This is a genomic window from Micromonospora sp. WMMD712 (assembly GCF_029581295.1).
Classification (GTDB): domain Bacteria; phylum Actinomycetota; class Actinomycetes; order Mycobacteriales; family Micromonosporaceae; genus Micromonospora; species Micromonospora carbonacea.
On sequence record NZ_CP120743.1, the window covers coordinates 5,884,641 to 5,901,943 of the forward strand.

Annotated in this window: 13 protein-coding genes; all 13 read left to right on the forward strand. The window is 65.8% G+C overall.

Annotated elements, in window-relative coordinates:
- Window positions 1-2: 2 nt before the first annotated feature.
- The 13 genes from amcB (at window position 3) to O7633_RS25815 (ending at window position 17,220) form a co-directional block, all read left to right on the forward strand.
- Window positions 3-1,139 carry a cyclophane-forming radical SAM peptide maturase AmcB gene (gene amcB, locus O7633_RS25755; RefSeq protein ID WP_282324220.1) on the forward strand — a complete coding sequence of 379 codons (1,137 nt, stop codon included), beginning with the start codon at window positions 3-5 and terminating at the stop codon, window positions 1,137-1,139.
- Window positions 1,136-1,321, forward strand: a complete 186-nt coding sequence (gene amcA / locus O7633_RS25760; RefSeq protein ID WP_043962014.1) for a multiple cyclophane-containing RiPP AmcA — start codon at window positions 1,136-1,138, stop codon at window positions 1,319-1,321. The genes amcB and amcA overlap by 4 nt, the downstream gene beginning before the upstream one ends.
- A gap of 75 nt (window positions 1,322-1,396) precedes the next feature.
- On the forward strand, window positions 1,397-2,059 hold the full coding sequence (locus O7633_RS25765; protein ID WP_282324221.1) for a pentapeptide repeat-containing protein: 663 nt from the start codon (window positions 1,397-1,399) through the stop codon (window positions 2,057-2,059).
- 151 nt (window positions 2,060-2,210) lie between these two features.
- The gene (locus O7633_RS25770) at window positions 2,211-2,654 is read left to right on the forward strand and encodes a hypothetical protein (protein WP_282324222.1); all 444 of its coding nucleotides are present in this window, start codon (window positions 2,211-2,213) and stop codon (window positions 2,652-2,654) included.
- A gap of 109 nt (window positions 2,655-2,763) precedes the next feature.
- A complete protein-coding gene (locus tag O7633_RS25775; protein WP_282324223.1) occupies window positions 2,764-3,444 on the forward strand; it encodes a helix-turn-helix domain-containing protein in 681 nt (226 codons plus the stop codon).
- A 475-nt stretch (window positions 3,445-3,919) separates the two neighbouring features.
- The gene (gene fxsT, locus O7633_RS25780; protein WP_282324224.1) at window positions 3,920-6,733 is read left to right on the forward strand and encodes an FxSxx-COOH system tetratricopeptide repeat protein; all 2,814 of its coding nucleotides are present in this window, start codon (window positions 3,920-3,922) and stop codon (window positions 6,731-6,733) included.
- Between the two features lie 46 nt (window positions 6,734-6,779).
- A complete protein-coding gene (locus O7633_RS25785) occupies window positions 6,780-7,238 on the forward strand; it encodes a hypothetical protein (protein WP_282324225.1) in 459 nt (152 codons plus the stop codon).
- 1,304 nt (window positions 7,239-8,542) lie between these two features.
- Window positions 8,543-9,430, forward strand: coding sequence for a replication-relaxation family protein (locus tag O7633_RS25790; protein ID WP_282324226.1), 888 nt, complete (start codon window positions 8,543-8,545; stop codon window positions 9,428-9,430).
- 387 nt (window positions 9,431-9,817) lie between these two features.
- On the forward strand, window positions 9,818-10,714 hold the full coding sequence (locus tag O7633_RS25795) for a DUF2637 domain-containing protein (RefSeq protein ID WP_282324227.1): 897 nt from the start codon (window positions 9,818-9,820) through the stop codon (window positions 10,712-10,714).
- On the forward strand, window positions 10,711-11,109 hold the full coding sequence (locus O7633_RS25800) for a hypothetical protein (RefSeq protein WP_282324228.1): 399 nt from the start codon (window positions 10,711-10,713) through the stop codon (window positions 11,107-11,109). The genes O7633_RS25795 and O7633_RS25800 overlap by 4 nt, the downstream gene beginning before the upstream one ends.
- Window positions 11,106-12,578, forward strand: coding sequence for a site-specific integrase (locus O7633_RS25805; protein ID WP_282324229.1), 1,473 nt, complete (start codon window positions 11,106-11,108; stop codon window positions 12,576-12,578). Before O7633_RS25800 ends, O7633_RS25805 begins: the two co-directional genes overlap by 4 nt.
- 86 nt (window positions 12,579-12,664) lie before the next feature.
- Window positions 12,665-13,831, forward strand: a complete 1,167-nt coding sequence (locus O7633_RS25810) for a hypothetical protein (protein ID WP_282324230.1) — start codon at window positions 12,665-12,667, stop codon at window positions 13,829-13,831.
- A gap of 347 nt (window positions 13,832-14,178) precedes the next feature.
- A complete protein-coding gene (locus O7633_RS25815; RefSeq protein ID WP_282324231.1) occupies window positions 14,179-17,220 on the forward strand; it encodes a hypothetical protein in 3,042 nt (1,013 codons plus the stop codon).
- Window positions 17,221-17,303 lie beyond the last annotated feature (83 nt).

Sequence of the window (17,303 nt, forward strand, 5' to 3'; positions counted from 1 at the left end):
TCGTGAGCGGCATCGGTGTGATCACCGCTGTGGGGCGACCGGCGATCGCGGAGGTGTTTCACACCCTGGTGGTGCAGCCGACGAGCTTCTGCAACCTCGACTGCGCCTACTGCTACCTGCCTGACCGTCGGTCCCGCCGCCTCATGACCGTCGAGGTGGCGCGGGCCTGCGCCACCTCGATCGAGCAGCAGGGCAGCGAGCATCCCGTCAGCGTCGTCTGGCACGGAGGCGAGCCCACCGCCACGCCGATCGGCCACTTCCGGAACCTGCTCACCGCCTTCGAGCCGCTACGGCGAACGGGGCGGGTGCGTCACGAGATCCAGACCAATGTCACGTTGATTAACCAGAGGTGGTGTGACCTGTTCGCCGCCTACGGGTTCGCGGTCGGTGTCAGCGTCGATGGCCCTGGCGCCCTGAACCGCAACCGGGTCGACTACGCCGGTAGGCCGACGGTCGATCGGACGATGCGCGGCGTTCAGATGCTCGCTGACGCGGGTCTGGAGTACTCGGTGATCTGTGTCGTCACCCCGGAGACCATCGACCACGCCGACGACCTCATTGACTTCTTCACCGACCTGCCTGGGTGCCAGTCTGTGGGCTTCAACATCGAGGAGCAGGAGGGTGCCGCCCGGCAACCGGTGACGGAGGAGGGCGCGTACCGATTCTGGCGGCGGCTCGTGCAACGCCGAGCCGCCGGGAGCGGGCTGCGTATCCGTGACCTGGACCGGCTGGCCGATTACCTCACCGCTGCCCGCGCCGGACACGTCGACCACACACCCCATGAACCGATTCCCACGGTGTCCTGGGACGGCCAGGTCGTGCTCCTGTCACCGGAACTGCTCGGCATCACCGATTCCGAGTACGGGGACTTCATTGCCGGCAACGTGGTCGAGGAACCGATTATCGCGATGATCGGCCGGGCCGGCGGTCTGCGTTACGTGACCGAGTTCGTCACCGCGCTCAACGACTGCGCCGACCGGTGCGGGTTCTACGACTTCTGCCGTGGCGGACAGGCCGGCAACCGCTACTTCGAACACGGCACCTTCACCGTCCGCGAGACCAACTTCTGCCGCACCACCCGACAGGCCCTCGTCCACGCCACCGCGGACCACCTCACCCCGACCGGAGGACCAGCATGACCGACGCCCTCGCCGCCCTCGTCAACGCTCCGCCGCACCACCTCGACCGTCTCGGTGTCGCAACCTCCCGGGCGGTAGCGTCGATCGACGCCGCGAAGTTCGACAACCGGCCCACCTGGGACAACCGTGGCAAATTCGACAGCCGCCCGGGCTGGGACAACTGGAACAAGAAGAAGCGCTGACAGCGAACTCCCGACACTCGGCGGTGCGACGGCCGGCCCGTCTCGCACCGCCCCTCGGAAACAGGTAAGGACCACATGCGGACCACGACAGTCGGCGAACTGCGGATCCTGCTCCCGGAGCTGGACCCTGATGATCTCGACACCATCAGCGACCCAACCGACGACCTCATTGACGCCACCATCGAGAACGCCTCCTGGCGTGGCATCACCCTGGACGGCGTCACCATCCGTGGCAGCCGGCTCGTCGGTGTCGACGTGAGCGAGATCAGTTGGGAGGGCGGGTCCCTCTTCGGCTGCGAGATCACCCGTACCGACTTCTCCGGCACCACCATGTCCGGCGTCAGTATGGAGCGCTGTGCCGTCACGGGCTCGCGGTTCACCGGCACCCGCCTGACCGATGTTCGGTTGAAGGACGTGCTGTTCGAGGGCTGTCGCTTCGACTACGCGGCCCTCACCCGGGTCACCGCAGCCGGAGCCGTGGCCTTCGTGGACTGCCTTCTCACCGACGCCACCTGGTCGTCCTGCCGCCTACCCAACATCGTCCTGAGGTCCTGCCAACTGGGCCGCCTGGAACTCGACTCCTGCCACCTCCATGGCGCTGACCTGCGGGGCAACGGCCTGTACGACCTGAAGACCGGGCTCGGCAACCTGCACGGGGTCACCCTCGACGAGGACCAGCTACCCGACCTCACCCACCTGGCCGTTCAGGATCTCCACCTGACCGTACGCAAGCAGTGACATAGCCCCTCCTTCTCCCTGGCCGGTCGCCGGCTACGAGAGCACACGAACACATCAGGAGAACAACGTCGTGGCCTATCACCCAGGGCCGAACAACCTGCTTGGCGCAACTCGGCTGGCGCTGCCGTCTCCGTCGGGCTCGGGGCGCCCGATGCCCCGACAGGAGTTGGCCGACGCGGTCAACGCCCACACCCACACGCACGGAGGATGCCGCAGCGCCGTCGACGCCCGCTACATCGGCAAGCTCGAACGAGGGGAGCACCGATGGCCGTTCGAGCCGTACCGCACGGCGCTGCGGGAAGTCCTCGGTAAGACGACCAACGCCGACCTCGGGTTCTTCATCATTCAGGGACACGCCCAAGACCCTGAAGCGAGCCCCGAGAAACCAGGACCAGAAGCTAACCGGACCTCACCCGTACCCGGTGCCGACCCGGGCCGCCCGGTATCGGTAGTGACCGCGGACGGTGCGGTCATCATGGCCCGAGCGGCGGCGGTGCGGGTGACCCTGAACGTCCACGCCGAGACTGTTACGGCGCTGGTCCGTCACGACGCACGACCGGCGCTGTCGCGGTCCTCACGGGATCCGTCGAAGTGAGGATCGAACCGTCGGATGTCGCGCGGGACCGTCTCGCGGCTGTACCGAGTGTGCCGTCGACTACGGCAAGCCTTTGCCAGGTGTCCCGGCTTTCGGACCGGCGGCACCGATGACGAATGTGCGGGTCACGCAGCCGGCCGTGGACGGTCGGAGTTCGTCGGGTCTGCGCTTGCCGGGGCTGATCAGTCAGCAGCAGGTGGCCGAGGCGCGTAGGGATCTCGGTCGGCGGTTGGCCGCGTGGCGTGCCGAGCGGGGGCTGACGCAGATGCAGCTCGCCAAGAGCATCTGTTACTCCCGTAGTTCGGTAGCCAACGCCGAGATCGGCCGGGACACCAGCGTTCGTCGGTTCTGGCAGGACGCCGACCGGGCGGTCGATGCACAAGGGGCGCTGCTCGCGGCGTTCGACCAGATGGCTGCACTGGTACGGGACTTCAACGCCCAGCGGGCGCAGGCGCGGGACGAGGAACGCCAGCGGCGCGCCGGCCAGACCGCCACCCGGGCCACTCACGCGGCGACGGCTGACTATGGGTGTGGGACGGTGGTCGTCGGCCGGTGGACCGGACAGGAAACCCGCGCGTTACGCGAGGCTCTCCGGATGACCGTCCCCGACTTCGCCCGCCACCTCGGGGTAGCGTCCGAGACGGTTTCCGGCTGGGAACACCACCACACGCCCACACCGCCACCGACGATGGCCACACAAGCCGCCCTGGACGAGACGCTCACGCTCGCCGATAGCAACACCAAAGCCCGGTTCCTGCTGATCCTCGACACCACCAACCACCACACGTAAGACTGCCGGACATCTGGTGCGGGCTGCACAGCACGACCGCCACGCCGCGTGATACGGCAAGGCTTCCCCACCGCGCCCGGTCGGCGGCATGAGAGTAAGCCCCACAAGACGAGACCTTGACCGCTCTGGCCAAAGTCATGATCATGAGGTCAATGTGTCCGATCGGTGCTTTTGTAGGCGTGGTCCTCTCGTGTAAACAGGTCTGGTGGCGTTGAACACGGCAGAGCGTGACTACGGTGATGCCGTATGTGATAGCGACGATGGCATCGGGCGAGGTCGACCAGGTGCGCAGGAGACCGGTGTCGCGACAGCCGATCAGTCGGACAGGCGTTGGATAGGTCCGCCGCCCTCATGAGGTTGCATGCACGCTGCAAATGAGCTCGATGCCCTTGGATGTTCGTAGGGAGTAGGAAGTTATGATCGGGTCAATACCGGGCGCCGCAAGCTCAGGTGACCGCCGAATCCTCAATCAGCGATGACCGGCGAATCGGTCACCGGCTTGCCAGCTCCTGGCACTCGATCGATCAGCATCAACAATGTGTCGGGGATCGCCGTTACCGGCGACAACGCGACAATCTATCACGGCGCACTCGGAGCTTTGCGGCCGCCGGATCAGGTTCCGGTACCGAGTCGATTGGTGATTCTTCCGCGCAGTCCCGTCCGGAATTTCGTGGGTCGCGCCGGCGACCTTGAGAGGCTGCAGAAAGTCTTTGACGGGGCGAGCGCTAGTGCGGTGATTCAAGCCGTGTCAGGGCTAGGCGGAATTGGCAAGAGCGAACTGGCTCTACAGTACGCCTCCGGCAACGCGGACCGATATGGCCTTGTGTTCTGGGCGGCTGCGGATAGCGCGGAAAGACTTCAGGCCTCACTGGCGGACCTGGCGCGTCGACTCGAACCAGCCCATGCTTCCCTCGGCACGACTACGGAGGACGCGGCTGGATGGGCAATGCAGTGGTTGCATACGCACAGTGGCTGGCTGCTAGTTCTCGATAACGTGAATGAACGCCGGACCGTTGCGCCATTGTTGTCCAAGTTGGCCAAGCATGGAAACATCATCCTCACCACGCGCCACGATATTGACTGGCAAAGGTCTGCTTTGTTGCCACTCGATGTCCTAACGGTCGAGGACGCAGTCACCCTACTCGCGGGTATCACCGGCCAGCGCGACGAACGCGCAGCGATGGCCGAACTGGCGGCAGAGCTGGGCTATCTACCGCTCGCGCTGGACCAAGCTGGCGCCTACATTGTGGAGCGGCAGATTTCCGCAACTACGTATTTGAAGTTGCTGCAGAGGCTGGCACCGCCGCCAATGGAGGCCGTGGAATCGGAAAGTCGAGGACTCCAGGATATCGCCCGCGTTTGGGGCGTAACGCTAGCAGTCATCAACGATCGGCGAGAGTCTGCAATTTTTCTGGTGGAGGTCCTGGCCTACTTTGCACCGACATCTATCCCTCGACATTATTTGACGTCGACAATAGAGGATTCGGAGTCGGTCGACCGGGATTTGCAGGTATTAGCGTCCTATAGCATGATATCGCTCAATGCCGAGACGATTTCGATTCACCCGCTAGTGCAGGAAATGCTTCGCAGGCAAGCTAGACAGAAGTACGCGCAGACAGATCCGTCTCAAAGTCCGGCCGCCGCAGCCGTGCGCGCCCTCACCGGTTCGATTCCGATCGAAGACATGGAGGCGGATCTCAGAACATGGCCGGCATGGCGTGAACTTATTCCGCACATTGACTTTCTTGCGGATCACCTTCCTTCAGAAGCAGTATCAGGACAGGTTGCTGCCCTGCTTGAGGCATCCGCCCGCTTCGCGTCGATCCAAGGGCAATACAGCGTCGCCCTTGCCAATGCAGAACGAGCGCTGGCTATCACGGAGACCACTTTCGGTCTAGACCACCCGACGGTCGCGACCAGACTGAATAACCTCGCGAGCACGTTGAGCGCCTTGGGTCGACCTGTTGAGGCGTTGCCGCTCCAGCAGCGTGCTCTGGCTATTGCCGAGGCCGCCCTCGGCCCGGACCACCCGGCGGTCGCGACCAGACTGAATAACCTCGCGAGCACGTTGAGCGCCTTGGGTCGACCTGTTGAGGCGTTGCCGCTCCAGCAGCGTGCTCTGGCTATTGCCGAGGCCGCCCTCGGTCTAGACCACCCGACGGTCGCGACCAGACTGAATAACCTCGCGAGCACGTTGAGCGCCTTGGGTCGACCTGTTGAGGCGTTGCCGCTCCAGCAGCGTGCTCTGGCTATTGCCGAGGCCGCCCTCGGCCCGGACCACCCGGCGGTCGCGACCAGACTGAATAACCTCGCGAGCACGTTGAGCGCCTTGGGTCGACCTGTTGAGGCGTTGCCGCTCCAGCAGCGTGCTCTGGCTATTGCCGAGGCCGCCCTCGGCCCGGACCACCCGGACGTGGCGGTCCATCAAGGTAATCTTGCTGCTGGTTACCGAGCCGTGGGTCGGCCCAGTGAAGCAGCCACGCTCCTTAAGCAGGCTTCAGCCATCACTGAAGCGGTATTTGGCCCGAATCATCCAGACCTTGCAATTAGTTTGGGAAATTTGGCGACTAGTTACTCGGACTTGGGGAGGCCAGCCGATGCTTTGCCGCTCCAACAACGAGCGCTGACGATCACTGAGTCGGCATTCGGCGCAAGCCATCCTGCCGTCGCAACAAGCCTAAACAATCTCGCGAGTACGCTGAGCGCCTTGGGGCGGTCTGCCGAGGCGTTGCCCATTCAAAAGCGTGCGTTAGATATTGCCGAAGCTGCACTCGGGTCAGATCACCCAAGCGTCGCAACTTACTTGGGAAATTTGGCGACTAGTTACTCGGACTTGGGGAGGCCAGCCGATGCTTTGCCGCTCCAACAACGAGCGCTGACGATCACTGAGTCGGCATTCGGCGCAAGCCATCCTGCCGTCGCAACAAGCCTAAACAATCTCGCGAGTACGCTGAGCGCCTTGGGGCGGTCTGCCGAGGCGTTGCCCATTCAAAAGCGTGCGTTAGATATTGCCGAAGCTGCACTCGGGTCAGATCACCCAAGCGTCGCAACTTACTTGGGAAATTTGGCGACTAGTTACTCGGACTTGGGGAGGCCAGCCGATGCTTTGCCGCTCCAACAACGAGCGCTGACGATCACTGAGTCGGCATTCGGCGCAAGCCATCCTGCCGTCGCAACAAGCCTAAACAATCTCGCGAGTACGCTGGAGGTCCTGGGTCAAACCGCTGAGGCGATAAGACTTCAGCGTCGCGCGGAGGATGCACGTTTATCGTCGGAAGCTGAGCGTTAGCATGGCCGGGGAGGGTAAACCTGACGAGATTACAGTTCTTTTGCGTGTGCTTGACATCATCGAAAGTCGACTACTGATCTCAAATAACTCGTCGACTATTGATGGGTTGCAGCAAAACATCCAAGTGTCGGATTCGATCGTAGAGATTAGGGCAGCCATGAGTGATAGCTATACTGTTGGCCAAGCGGGGGCTGTTGGTCGATATGCAAAAGCCGAGCAGGTGAATTTTCAGCAGATTTGGGATGGCGCCGCTTCCGGAATCGATGTCGATGAACTGAGCGCACAGCTGAAGGATCTCCGAGCGCATCTGCGAAAGGAGGCGGATACTGCGGAGCATGACGAATCCGTCGCGGAAGTAAGCAAAGCTCAGCTTGCTGCAAGCGCCGGCGATGGACCCCGCGCGATGACCCATCTCCGCCAAGCGGGAAAGTGGGCACTCTCCGGAGCCACAGCGATCGGAACGACCGTTGCTGCCGCCGCAATCAAGGCAGCGCTTGGGATTTGATAGCGAATACTGTTGCCTACCCATTGCAGTCTTGCCCACGCCGAACGGACCTGCAGGCACGGTCTCTGCCTCCCGCTTGCGCTGCTCACCTCGCATGATCACGTGCGAAGTCATCGGCATGAGGGGCGGGTGGGCGTGACTTCGCCTGCTCGTGGATCTCGCCTTCGGTGCGTGGGAGGTGTCGGGTAGGTAGTGCCCGATCGGGCCGGGGTCGAAGGAATGTCGGCTGAGCACGCCTTCGTGCTGTAGGTGGGGTGCTGCCGGGGCGGGGCACGTCCGCCGGTCGGTCCTTCTATCGCTGTCCGGCATGTGGTTTCGGGAGCGGGAAGCGGTGCCGTAGCTCTGGCTGGCCTGTCCGCGAGAGCTTTGTCTCGCAATGTGAGACATCTGGTCCGGTTGGTACAAGATTTTTTCTGCCTGTGTCGGCCGGGATTTCGTGCCACTGGGTGCCAGTGCGGGTTAACGGGTGCCATTGCGTCCGGCTGGGTCGGGGAGCGTGGCGATTGGCTGCTGGTAATGCTGGTTGACAGGGTGTTGCTGGCGGAGGCGTACTGGTATGCACGTGACCGCGTGGCGGTCTGCCCGCCGGGTCTGATCGGCCGGTCTGGTGACGCTTCTTCGGGAGCGCTGCCGGTCGTTCGGGGCTTGGGGTGGGCGGGCCGTCGATAGTTCTCGGTAACAGGGGGTTCGCGATGAAGGATCTTTCTCCGGCTGGTTGAGCCGACGCTCCATCGGGCCGTTGCGATGCTGCGACCGCCAGAGCATCTGTGTCAGGCCGAGACGAGCCCGTTGTCGGTGCGGCTGCTTACCGCCCTGCTCCGCCGCTACCTGCTGCCGCTGCTGCCCTTGTGGTGGTCGTGTCGGTCGTTGCTGTCCTCGTCCGCCCCTTGGGTCGGCTGGTGCGCCGGGTCCTGTGTTCGTTGACAACTCCACAGCGCGTCTTTCCGTAGCCCACCGCGGTCGCCTGTGGCTGCGTACCCCTGCGGCGTCGTGACGGTCGTCGCCCATCTTCATTGTTCTCGATCAAGGAGTTGTTGTGTTCGTCGCCCATCTTGTCGTCGCGCGCTCCGGCTTGGTGCCGGTGGCGGTGACAGATTCCGTTTCGGTGCCTGTTGCGGGGTCCGGGTTGGCGTCGGTGTTGAGGTCAGTCTTCAACCGGACCCCGGAACGGACCCCTTGTTCTGTATCACATCGCAGGTCAGGCCGGCTGTCAGCGCTGTCGGCTTGTCCTGCGACAGACCCTGCCTGGTCTCGGGTCTCTCCCCCTGGGGCTGGCATCCGCACCGAAAAGGAGGTGGTGGCCGGTGGATGATCCGGTTCTTCGGGTCCAGTCCCAGCTGACCGCCCGTGACCGTGTGCTGTTGGGCTGGCTTTACGACCACGGTGTGTTGACGTCGTTCCAGATCGCGCACGCCTTGTTTTCGTCGCTGGATTTCTGTCAGCGGCGGTTGCGGATCTTGTACCGGTTGCGGTTGGTGGCGCGGTTCCGCCTGCAGCGCGCTGACGGTGGTTCGTACCCGTATCACTACGTCATCGATCAGCTTGGCGCGGAGGTTGTCGCCGCTGGTCGTGATGAGCGTCCGCCTCGGCGTGATCACGCCCGGGTGGAGCGGCGCCGGTGGACGTCCAGCCGCACCCTGGAGCACCGCCTGGGGGTGAATGGCTTCTTCACCGGCCTCGCCGGCTACGCCCGCACCCATCCTGATGCCCGGTTGGGGGAGTGGTTATCGGAGGCGGCGTGCCAGAGGTCAGGGGTGTTCACCCGCCCGGAGGATCCGGCTCTGGTGCGCGCCTACCAGCCTCGTGTGCGTCCGGACGGCTACGGCCTATGGGTTACCGGCGGCAGGGCGGTGCCGTTCTTCGTGGAGTACGACACCGGTGGTGAGCCGTTGTCGGTGTTGACCGGGAAGCTTGTCGGTTACCGGGAGTGGTTCGCCGCGTTGGGGCGGGCGTGGCCGGTGTTGTTCTGGCTGCATTCCGCCGCCCGGGAACGCAACCTGCGCCGAATGCTGGCCGAGACGCCACCGTTGGTGCCGGTGGCTACCGGTGCCCGCGACCACGCCACCACGACGGGCCTGTGCCCCGCCGAGGCGGTATGGGCCGTGGCCGGCGACGGCGGACAACGGTCCACGCTGGCTGACCTGTCGGCCTGGGTCCTCGACGACCGTGACCCGACCAGGGAGGCGGCATGACCGACAACGCTTCACCGGACCCCTTCATCGTGCGGCCGGCGTGTGAGGCGGCGACAGTCCCGGGGTCGTTCTGTCACCGGTCTGTCAGCGTCTCGCTAGAGGCTGCTGACAGACCGGTGACCGGACCGGACAGTCCTGACAGCGAGCGGGCGGAGGTATCGTCCCGGCGCCCGCGTGGCCGGTCCGCGGACCGGCCCGAGACCGCGCCATGCACGCTCCTGGTCCGGTACGCGGGGACCGTCCGTCCGTTGGTCCGGTCCGCAGGCGCGGGCGGACGGGGCGTGCTGGTGGTCCGGCCGGGGGAGGTGGGCGGCCACGACCGCACCCGGTGACCCGGACGCCGGTCCGGGACGGAACCCGGCAGAGGGAGCTGTCCAGGTCGTGATCATGTTGGCGATTGGTGGGGCGGCTGGTGCGGCCAGCTTCACCCATGTCCACAACGTGGCCGCTGCGCACGGTCAGCCGGGGTGGTTGGCGTGGGCGGACGCGATCGTGCTGGAGCTGATGTCCATCGCCTCCGGCCTGGAACTACGCCGCCGCAAACGAGCCAAGGCCTCAACAGTGTTCCCGGCGGCGGTGTTGGCCTGCGCGGTGGCGTTGTCGCTCGCGGCGCAGGTCGTGGAGGCTGAGCCGTCCCCGATCGGCTGGACCGCTGCGGCCGTGCCGGCGCTCGGCTTCCTGGTCATGGTCAAGATCGCCCTCGGCTACACCAACACCCCACCCGAACCCCCACCAGCCGGCACGCACCCGTCTACCGCCCGACCGGCGGGCCAGCCCATCGCCGCCGCAAGCCAGCTTCCGCCGGACCGCACCGACGCTCAGCCCACCCTGCCGACCGGGGACCGGCGTCTGCCCGCGTGGACCGTCCACGACACCGGCAACGGCCACCCGCGCACCGGCCCGGACCACCCCCGGACCGGGAGACCGGTCCGCCAGCGTCGGCCGTCCCGGCGCGGACCGTCCACCCACCCCACCGACACCGAGGCCCTGCTCCTGGTCGCCAGGCGCGCCCAGGAGGACCTTGCCGCCGAGGGCCGGCCGCTCACCCGCGCCGCCCTGGCCACCGCACTCCGGGCTACCGGTCACACCGTGTCCAACACCCGCGCATCCCAGCTACTGAAGATCCTCAAAGCCGACCAGGCCCCACCAGCCCCCACCACCGGCCAGCAGACTCCCGAACCCGCCGACCGCGGCACCCCGTCGACAGCGGCAGAACCCGCCATGCCTACTACCTCGCGTACCTCTGCACCGCTTCCACCGCAGTCAGGAGACCCCACCCCATGAACGCCCACACCACCCCAGACCCCCACACCCAACCGGCCAGCCCACACACGCCTACCAACGAGCCGTGGACCGTCGAGCGGATCCGCGCGCTCGGCGCCGCCACCACCCTGCCCACCGCCGCAGCGGTACTCGGGATCAGCCGGTCTCAGGCTTACCGCCTCGCCGCCACCGACACCTTTCCCACGCCACTGATCCGCGCCGGGACCCGCATCATCGTCCCCGTCACCGGCCTCCTCCGACTCCTCCTCCTCGACCACCCTGCCCCGGATCCCGACGGCGGTCGGCGACTTGATCCCGCCGTGGTGTCGAGCGTGGATGCAACGACCCCGCCACCAGCGGACTACACCCGCCACCGCTGGCGGCACCACGTCGAGCACCCGGGAGACGACGGATGAAAGGCTCCACGTTCAAACGCTGCGGCTGCCGCGACACCACCACGGGCCGCCGCCTGGGACGCTCCTGCCCTGATCTGCGCCGGCCCGGTGGCGGCTGGTCCCGCAACCACGGCCAATGGCACTGGCAGATCGACCTACCCGCCCGCGCCAACGGCACCCGCCGCACACTGCGCCACGGCCCCTACCCCACCCAAACCGACGCCGACACCATCCTCGACCGCATCCGCGCTGCCCTCGCCGTCCCCGACCCCACCGACCCCCACGTCATGGTCAAAACCGGGGACCTCATCGAAACCGCCGTCAAGACCGGCGCACCCGTCCCCACCCCCGACCAGGTCCGCCGCACCCTGCACCTCGACATCACCCCCACCGAACTCCCCACCATGGCCGACTACCTCACCGACTGGCTCGCCGGCCGCCAGAGCATCAAGAAGGGCACCGTCCGCTCCTACGAAGGCCACATCCGCCTACATCTCATCCCGCACCTCGGGCACCTGCGCATCGACCGGCTCCGCCCCGGTCATATCGACGCCATGTACGAGGCCATCGCCGAACGCAACACCACCATCGCCACCCTGCGCGCCAGCCGCAACCAGGCCAAACGCGACCAGGTCAAGAACCAGCGGGTCGTCGGACCGAGGACGATGCACCTCATCCACGCCACCCTGCGTAAGGCCCTCAACGACGCGATGCGCCGTCACCGCTACCTCGACATCAACCCCGCCCTGCTGGTCGAGCTACCCGCCGCCCGAGCGCCAAAGCCCACCGTGTGGACCGACCAACGCATCAAAACTTGGCGCGATACGGGCAAGACCCCGAGCCCGGTCATGATCTGGACCCCCGAACACACCGGCCGGTTCCTCGACCACACCCACGACGCAGGCGACCGCCTCTACGCCCTCTACCACCTCATCACCTTCACCGGCCTCCGCCGAGGCGAAGCCTGCGGCCTGCACTGGGACGACCTCGACCTCGACGCAGCCACCCTCACCGTCCGCTGGCAACTCGTCCAACACGGCTGGGCCACCACCATCGACACACCCAAAACCACCGACAGTGAGGCGGCAGTCGCTCTCGACACCGAAACCGTCGGGGTGCTGCGCACTCACCGCGCACGCCAGAACCGCGAGCGCCTCGCCGCCGGTGCTGCCTGGACCGCCACCGGTCTCGTGTTCACCACGCCCACCGGTGGACGGCTACACCCCGCTGACGTCACCGACCACTTCCACCACCTCGCTACGCAAGCTGGACTACCACCCATCCGGCTTCACGACCTGCGCCACGGCGCCGCCACCATGGGCCTCGCCGCCGGCGTCCAGATGAAAGTCATCTCCAACCGACTCCGTCACTCCAGCCCACACTTCACCGCCAAGTTCTACGGCGCCGTCCTTCCGGAGCTGTCCCGCGCCGCCGCGGAAGCAACCGCATCAGTCGTTCCGCGACGGCGCGGCTCGACAAAACCGGCGTAGCCCCAGAGGTTGCTACCCGTTGTCATCGGCAGTAGCGCTGCGGCCAGCGAGGGGTGTGCGACTTCGACACCACGTAAAATTGCGGCGTGACGGAATCGATGCCTCATTGGCTCCCCGAGCGCCATCTCGGCGTCGCCGCGACGCTGTCGCACGTTGATGAGCTGATCGGACAGGTCGGCGATCTGCTCTTCGCCTACCAGACACAGGCCCATGGTGTGGTCGGCTTGCATGAGGTTCCGGCGGGGCCGGTCAGTAGGACCGTCGTGAGCAGCGTGGCTCCGATCCCACGCAAGGTGCCACTCCTCGTGGCTGACGCGTTGGTGGCAATGCGGGCCGCGCTTGAGCACGCGCTGTTCGCCGAGGTTGAGTTCTTGGACGGTGCGCCGCTCGGAGAGAAGGCGGCCAGGCTCGTCGAGATGCCCGCGTCGGTCACGTACGAGAAGTTCGAGGAGTGGACGAGGAAGCAACTCTCCAACCGTCCGTCATCGCTGCGACCTGGCAGCGAACTCGTGCGGCGGATCGATCGTCTGCAGCCCTTTCACCGTCAGAGCGATCCTCAGATGCACCCTCTGGCTCGACTGGTGCTCCATACGAATCACGCGAAGCACAGGACGCCCGCGATCACGGCGGTGCGCTTGGCTGCCATGTACCAGGATGATCAGATGCCCCACTCGGTACGCGACCTGCCTCCGCGGCCCGAAGAGCCGCTGCGCGTCGGCGACGTCATCGCGGAGACCCAAATCGGTACCATTACCCCTGTCACTCTGTTTCCGACGATCGGGATCAATCGACCGGGTACGGACCGGTGGCCGGTTCTGATGCAGGAGCTCGATGAGATCCTCTATTGGGTCCGCACCCAGGCGGTGCCGCGCCTCGTTACGGGCACGGAGCCGCCCGAGCCGGGCCTTCCGACGCGCTATGAGATCTCTGTTGGTCATCAGGACGAACGCCGCGCAATGTCGGTGGGTTCGACGACGTCGGCTGTAGAGCGCCATACTCAGCGCTTGGGCGCGGCAGTCGTCCGGACCGACCTGGTCGAGCTGATTGGCCAGGTGGATGGCTCCCCGAGCTACCAGCAGATCGCAGCGTGGCTGGCTCAGCTGACCGACGAGGAGGTGCTCGATCGGATGTCGAAGCTGAAGGTGACCCACACCTACGACCCCGGCGTGATGCTGCAAAACCTCGAAGTCCTAGCGGGGCTGCGTGACGAGGTTCTGGGGTTTGGTCACAACGGTCAGCCTGCTGAGAAGTGAGCCGCCGCGATTTACCAGGGGCCATTGCCAAATACCTCGCCTATGACCACTAACCCGACATCGGACTTACTCGTCTATCCGTTGCCCCTGCATCGTCCCGCCCCGCAGCCCGCGTGTCCGCCCCAGCTTGGGTCGGGGCGCTCGTAACACTCTCATAGGTCAGGGCCGCCAACTCCCGTCCCCGCCAAGTTCGCAGCACCATCAGCACTTTGGCATGCCCACCAACTGGGCAGTCGCACCCGCTGAACGTCCGCAAATTCTGTCAGTGCAACGTGACAGGATGGTCCCATGCAGCGGCCGGTCGGGCTGCCTACTGGCGCGGCATCAGGGGAGGGGCGAGGGGACGGGTGACGATGCCTGGCTCGGTTGAGCAGACCAAGGCGGAGATCCGCTTTGCTTTGAACCAGTTGGCCGCTCGCAACGGGCAGCATGAGTTCGAGACGCTGACGCGGATGCTGGCTCGGGCCACCGTCACGCGGAACGTCATACCCGCCACGGGTCCTGTGGCAGCAGGCGGTGATCAGGGCCGCGACTTCGAGACCTTCCACACCGAGCTGGCCGGACAGACGCAGCGACTCGGTCGCGAGATAGGCATGCGTGAGGGCGACGGCGTCGGCTTCACCTGCACCCTGCAGCAGGCGGACATCGGGTCAAAGATCCGCAGCGACATCGACAAGATCATGGCTGCCGGGACAGCGGTGACGTTCATTCTCGCGTACTGCGAGGTGAACATCCCGGTCGCCCGCCGGCACGACCTGCAGCGTGAGGTCCGTGACCAGCACGGCGTCTGCTTGGAGATCTTCGACGGGACCGGGATCACGGAGCTGCTAGCGCAGCATTCGACGTTCTGGATCGCCGAGCAATACTTGCATCTACCGGCCCGGGCGCTGCCGCCGCCGCCTGACCGGCCAGGTTGGTACGAGGCCGACCTGGCCAGGTGGCACGCGACCACCGAGCCGGTGGTCAGCTGGGGCCACTATGTAGATCTGGCCGGCTGCCTGCGCTATGCGTACCTCACCCGAGAGGGCCGCGAGGACATCCCGTTCTGGCTCGACAGACTGGCACCTCTGCTAGATGAGCGCGCGCCACGGTCGCTGCGGCACGCCGCCCGGCACCAAACCATCGTTGCCCACCATCTCGGCCTCGGGTCAATGCACCCGATCGATCACCTGACCGCCGCCGAGATCGACGCGGCCACGACCTCGAACGACGCCAACCTCATATCGGACGCGACGGTGGTTCTTCTCCTCACCTGTGCCGCCTTCGCCCGGGGCGAGACCAGTCACACCGCCGACCGGCTCATGGCCTGGAACAGGGCACTCACCGCCCAGGTCGAGCAACTGCTCACCGGCGCTCGGTACGCCGGCGACGTGTGCTCACTACTGGAGTCGCTCGCCGCGCTCAGGATGCAACCCGACCTCGAACGGGCTGCCGCGGACGGCACGGTTTATGCGGCGCCCGATGCCACCACCGACCTGACCCTGTCCGAGCGGCTGCAGGCCGTTACCGACGGCGAGCTGGCACCGATCGACGTTCCCAGCATCGATCGGTCGGGCGTCATGGGCGCATTGGGTCGCCTCGCCGAAAGCTTGCCGGACGCCCCGCTGTACCCCGTCGAGCCCGTCTGTAGGTTCCTGAGCCTCAACGCAGCGCTGCTCATCGACGAGCCGCAGTTCGATGCCCTGGTCGACGTTTTCGACCGCCGGCTCGCGGCATCCATGGGCGACGGTGCGACCGCCGACAAGGCACTCGACCGCGCCGGTGCCCTCTTCACCGCTGGTCGCCGCCTCGCCGGACTGCGTCACCTGCACCGCGCCCGGCTTCGCCTGTTCAATGGGGAGGCCGGACCTCGACTTATCGAGGCGACCCTGGCGACCGCCGAGGCGTACAGGATCCTGCGCCTCGACTCGGCGGCCAAGTACTACGGGCTGGTAGCCGCAGCCCTGACACAGCGCGAGCACTTCGATTTATACCCTCAGGGCCTGTTCAAGGCCGCCGCCGCCGACTACCACCAGGGAAACTGGATCAGTTCCACCCAACTGAATCGCGCTGCCCTTCTCGCCCATGGCCTGCTGGCGGAGCAGGCCTTCGACCTCGACCGGCATTCGTGGCTTCGGTACTCCATATTCGAACTCGTCAACACCCGAGCATTGGCCGACAAACTCGGCACGGCCTACAAGGACCTGGTTGACGACGCCATCGCCGAGGCCGGCGTCGCCGGGCTCGTCGACGCCTTCGTCGCTGGCGTGTCGCCCAACGGACCCCCGTGGTGGGAGTCCGTGGACGCCGACCAGCACGTCGCGCACGTCGTCAAACAGTTGGGCCGTCCCGCGTTCGCGGACGCAGGTCCGCAGCGGCAGGTGCGATTCCAATGTCTGGGAGTGACCTGGACGATCGAGTTCGATAACCAGGAGCCCGACGTGGCGGTCGGCGAACGCTTCGCCGCGGCCTTGCAGATCACCCTCGCCCACTTGGCCGATACGGACTTGGCGCTCATCCCGACCGAGGCCAAAATCTTCGTTGCCACCGGTGCGCCCGGCACGGACCTCACCGTCGAGCAGGTCGAATCGACGCCGACGCAGACCCGCTTCCGCTGCACGCTCCCGACCGTCGAGCACCGCAGCCCGGACAACTTCACGACCGTCGCGCAACAGACCCTCGGCGCAGTCGCGGCCGTCATCGTCACGGTCTCCACGCTGTCTGACGAGCGGTGGATGGAGGTGCTCGACCAAGCCATCGAGCAGGACTTGCCATCGATTGTAATGTTTGCCACGCCGCACGACGTCGCGCTTCAGGACGCCACCCGCCACAACCGCCTACAGCGAAGAATCGACGGGACACGACCGCTCGGCGACGACACGACCTGCCCCGGCGCCGGCCCAGGCCTCGAATTCCCTGACACACCCGGGCCCGGATACACCCTGGCGCACAGCCATGACCAGGTGCGGTACAAGTACGAGCACCTCCCGAGGCTCATGCAGCCCACCCTGGAGGCCCTCAGACACGCACCAACGTTCGCCGACACGGTCGCCGCCCTGCGTAAGCGCGGTTGGCTCGACTGGCACATCCTCGTCGCCATCCACGGCGTCGCAAAGAACGCCCGCCTGCACTACAGATCCCCGCACTCGCCAGACGACCTCAAAACGGTACGCGAACTGTTCCTGTCCCCAGAGCCTGACGGCGACCCCGTGCCGCTTGAATTCTTCTCGGTGCCCGACCTCGAGCTAGCGCTAGATGCAACCACCGCCTCCGCCGCCGGTGCGATGTGGAAGCTCAAGCTACGACAAGAATCCATTGACATCGACGCAGTGAAGCGGCTGCTTATCGTCCGCTATGGCTGGGCCCGAGACGACATCGAGCACGTTGATCCTTTTCGGCCATGCCCGTAGCCGCGGCGCCTTGGCAGGGGCGTGGGTGTCGGGTCGGTCTCCGCTGTTAGCAAGCGGCGTGGGTGGGCTGGAGGGCCACCGCG

Coding starts and splice junctions, on each gene's coding strand:
- amcA (WP_043962014.1), top strand. CDS start 1,136: ATGACCGACGCCCTCGCCGCCCTCGTCAACGCTCCGCCGCACCACCTC.
- O7633_RS25805 (WP_282324229.1), top strand. CDS start 11,106: ATGAAAGGCTCCACGTTCAAACGCTGCGGCTGCCGCGACACCACCACG.
- O7633_RS25765 (WP_282324221.1), top strand. CDS start 1,397: ATGCGGACCACGACAGTCGGCGAACTGCGGATCCTGCTCCCGGAGCTG.
- O7633_RS25775 (WP_282324223.1), top strand. CDS start 2,764: ATGACGAATGTGCGGGTCACGCAGCCGGCCGTGGACGGTCGGAGTTCG.
- fxsT (WP_282324224.1), top strand. CDS start 3,920: ATGACCGGCGAATCGGTCACCGGCTTGCCAGCTCCTGGCACTCGATCG.
- O7633_RS25800 (WP_282324228.1), top strand. CDS start 10,711: ATGAACGCCCACACCACCCCAGACCCCCACACCCAACCGGCCAGCCCA.
- O7633_RS25795 (WP_282324227.1), top strand. CDS start 9,818: ATGTTGGCGATTGGTGGGGCGGCTGGTGCGGCCAGCTTCACCCATGTC.
- O7633_RS25770 (WP_282324222.1), top strand. CDS start 2,211: ATGCCCCGACAGGAGTTGGCCGACGCGGTCAACGCCCACACCCACACG.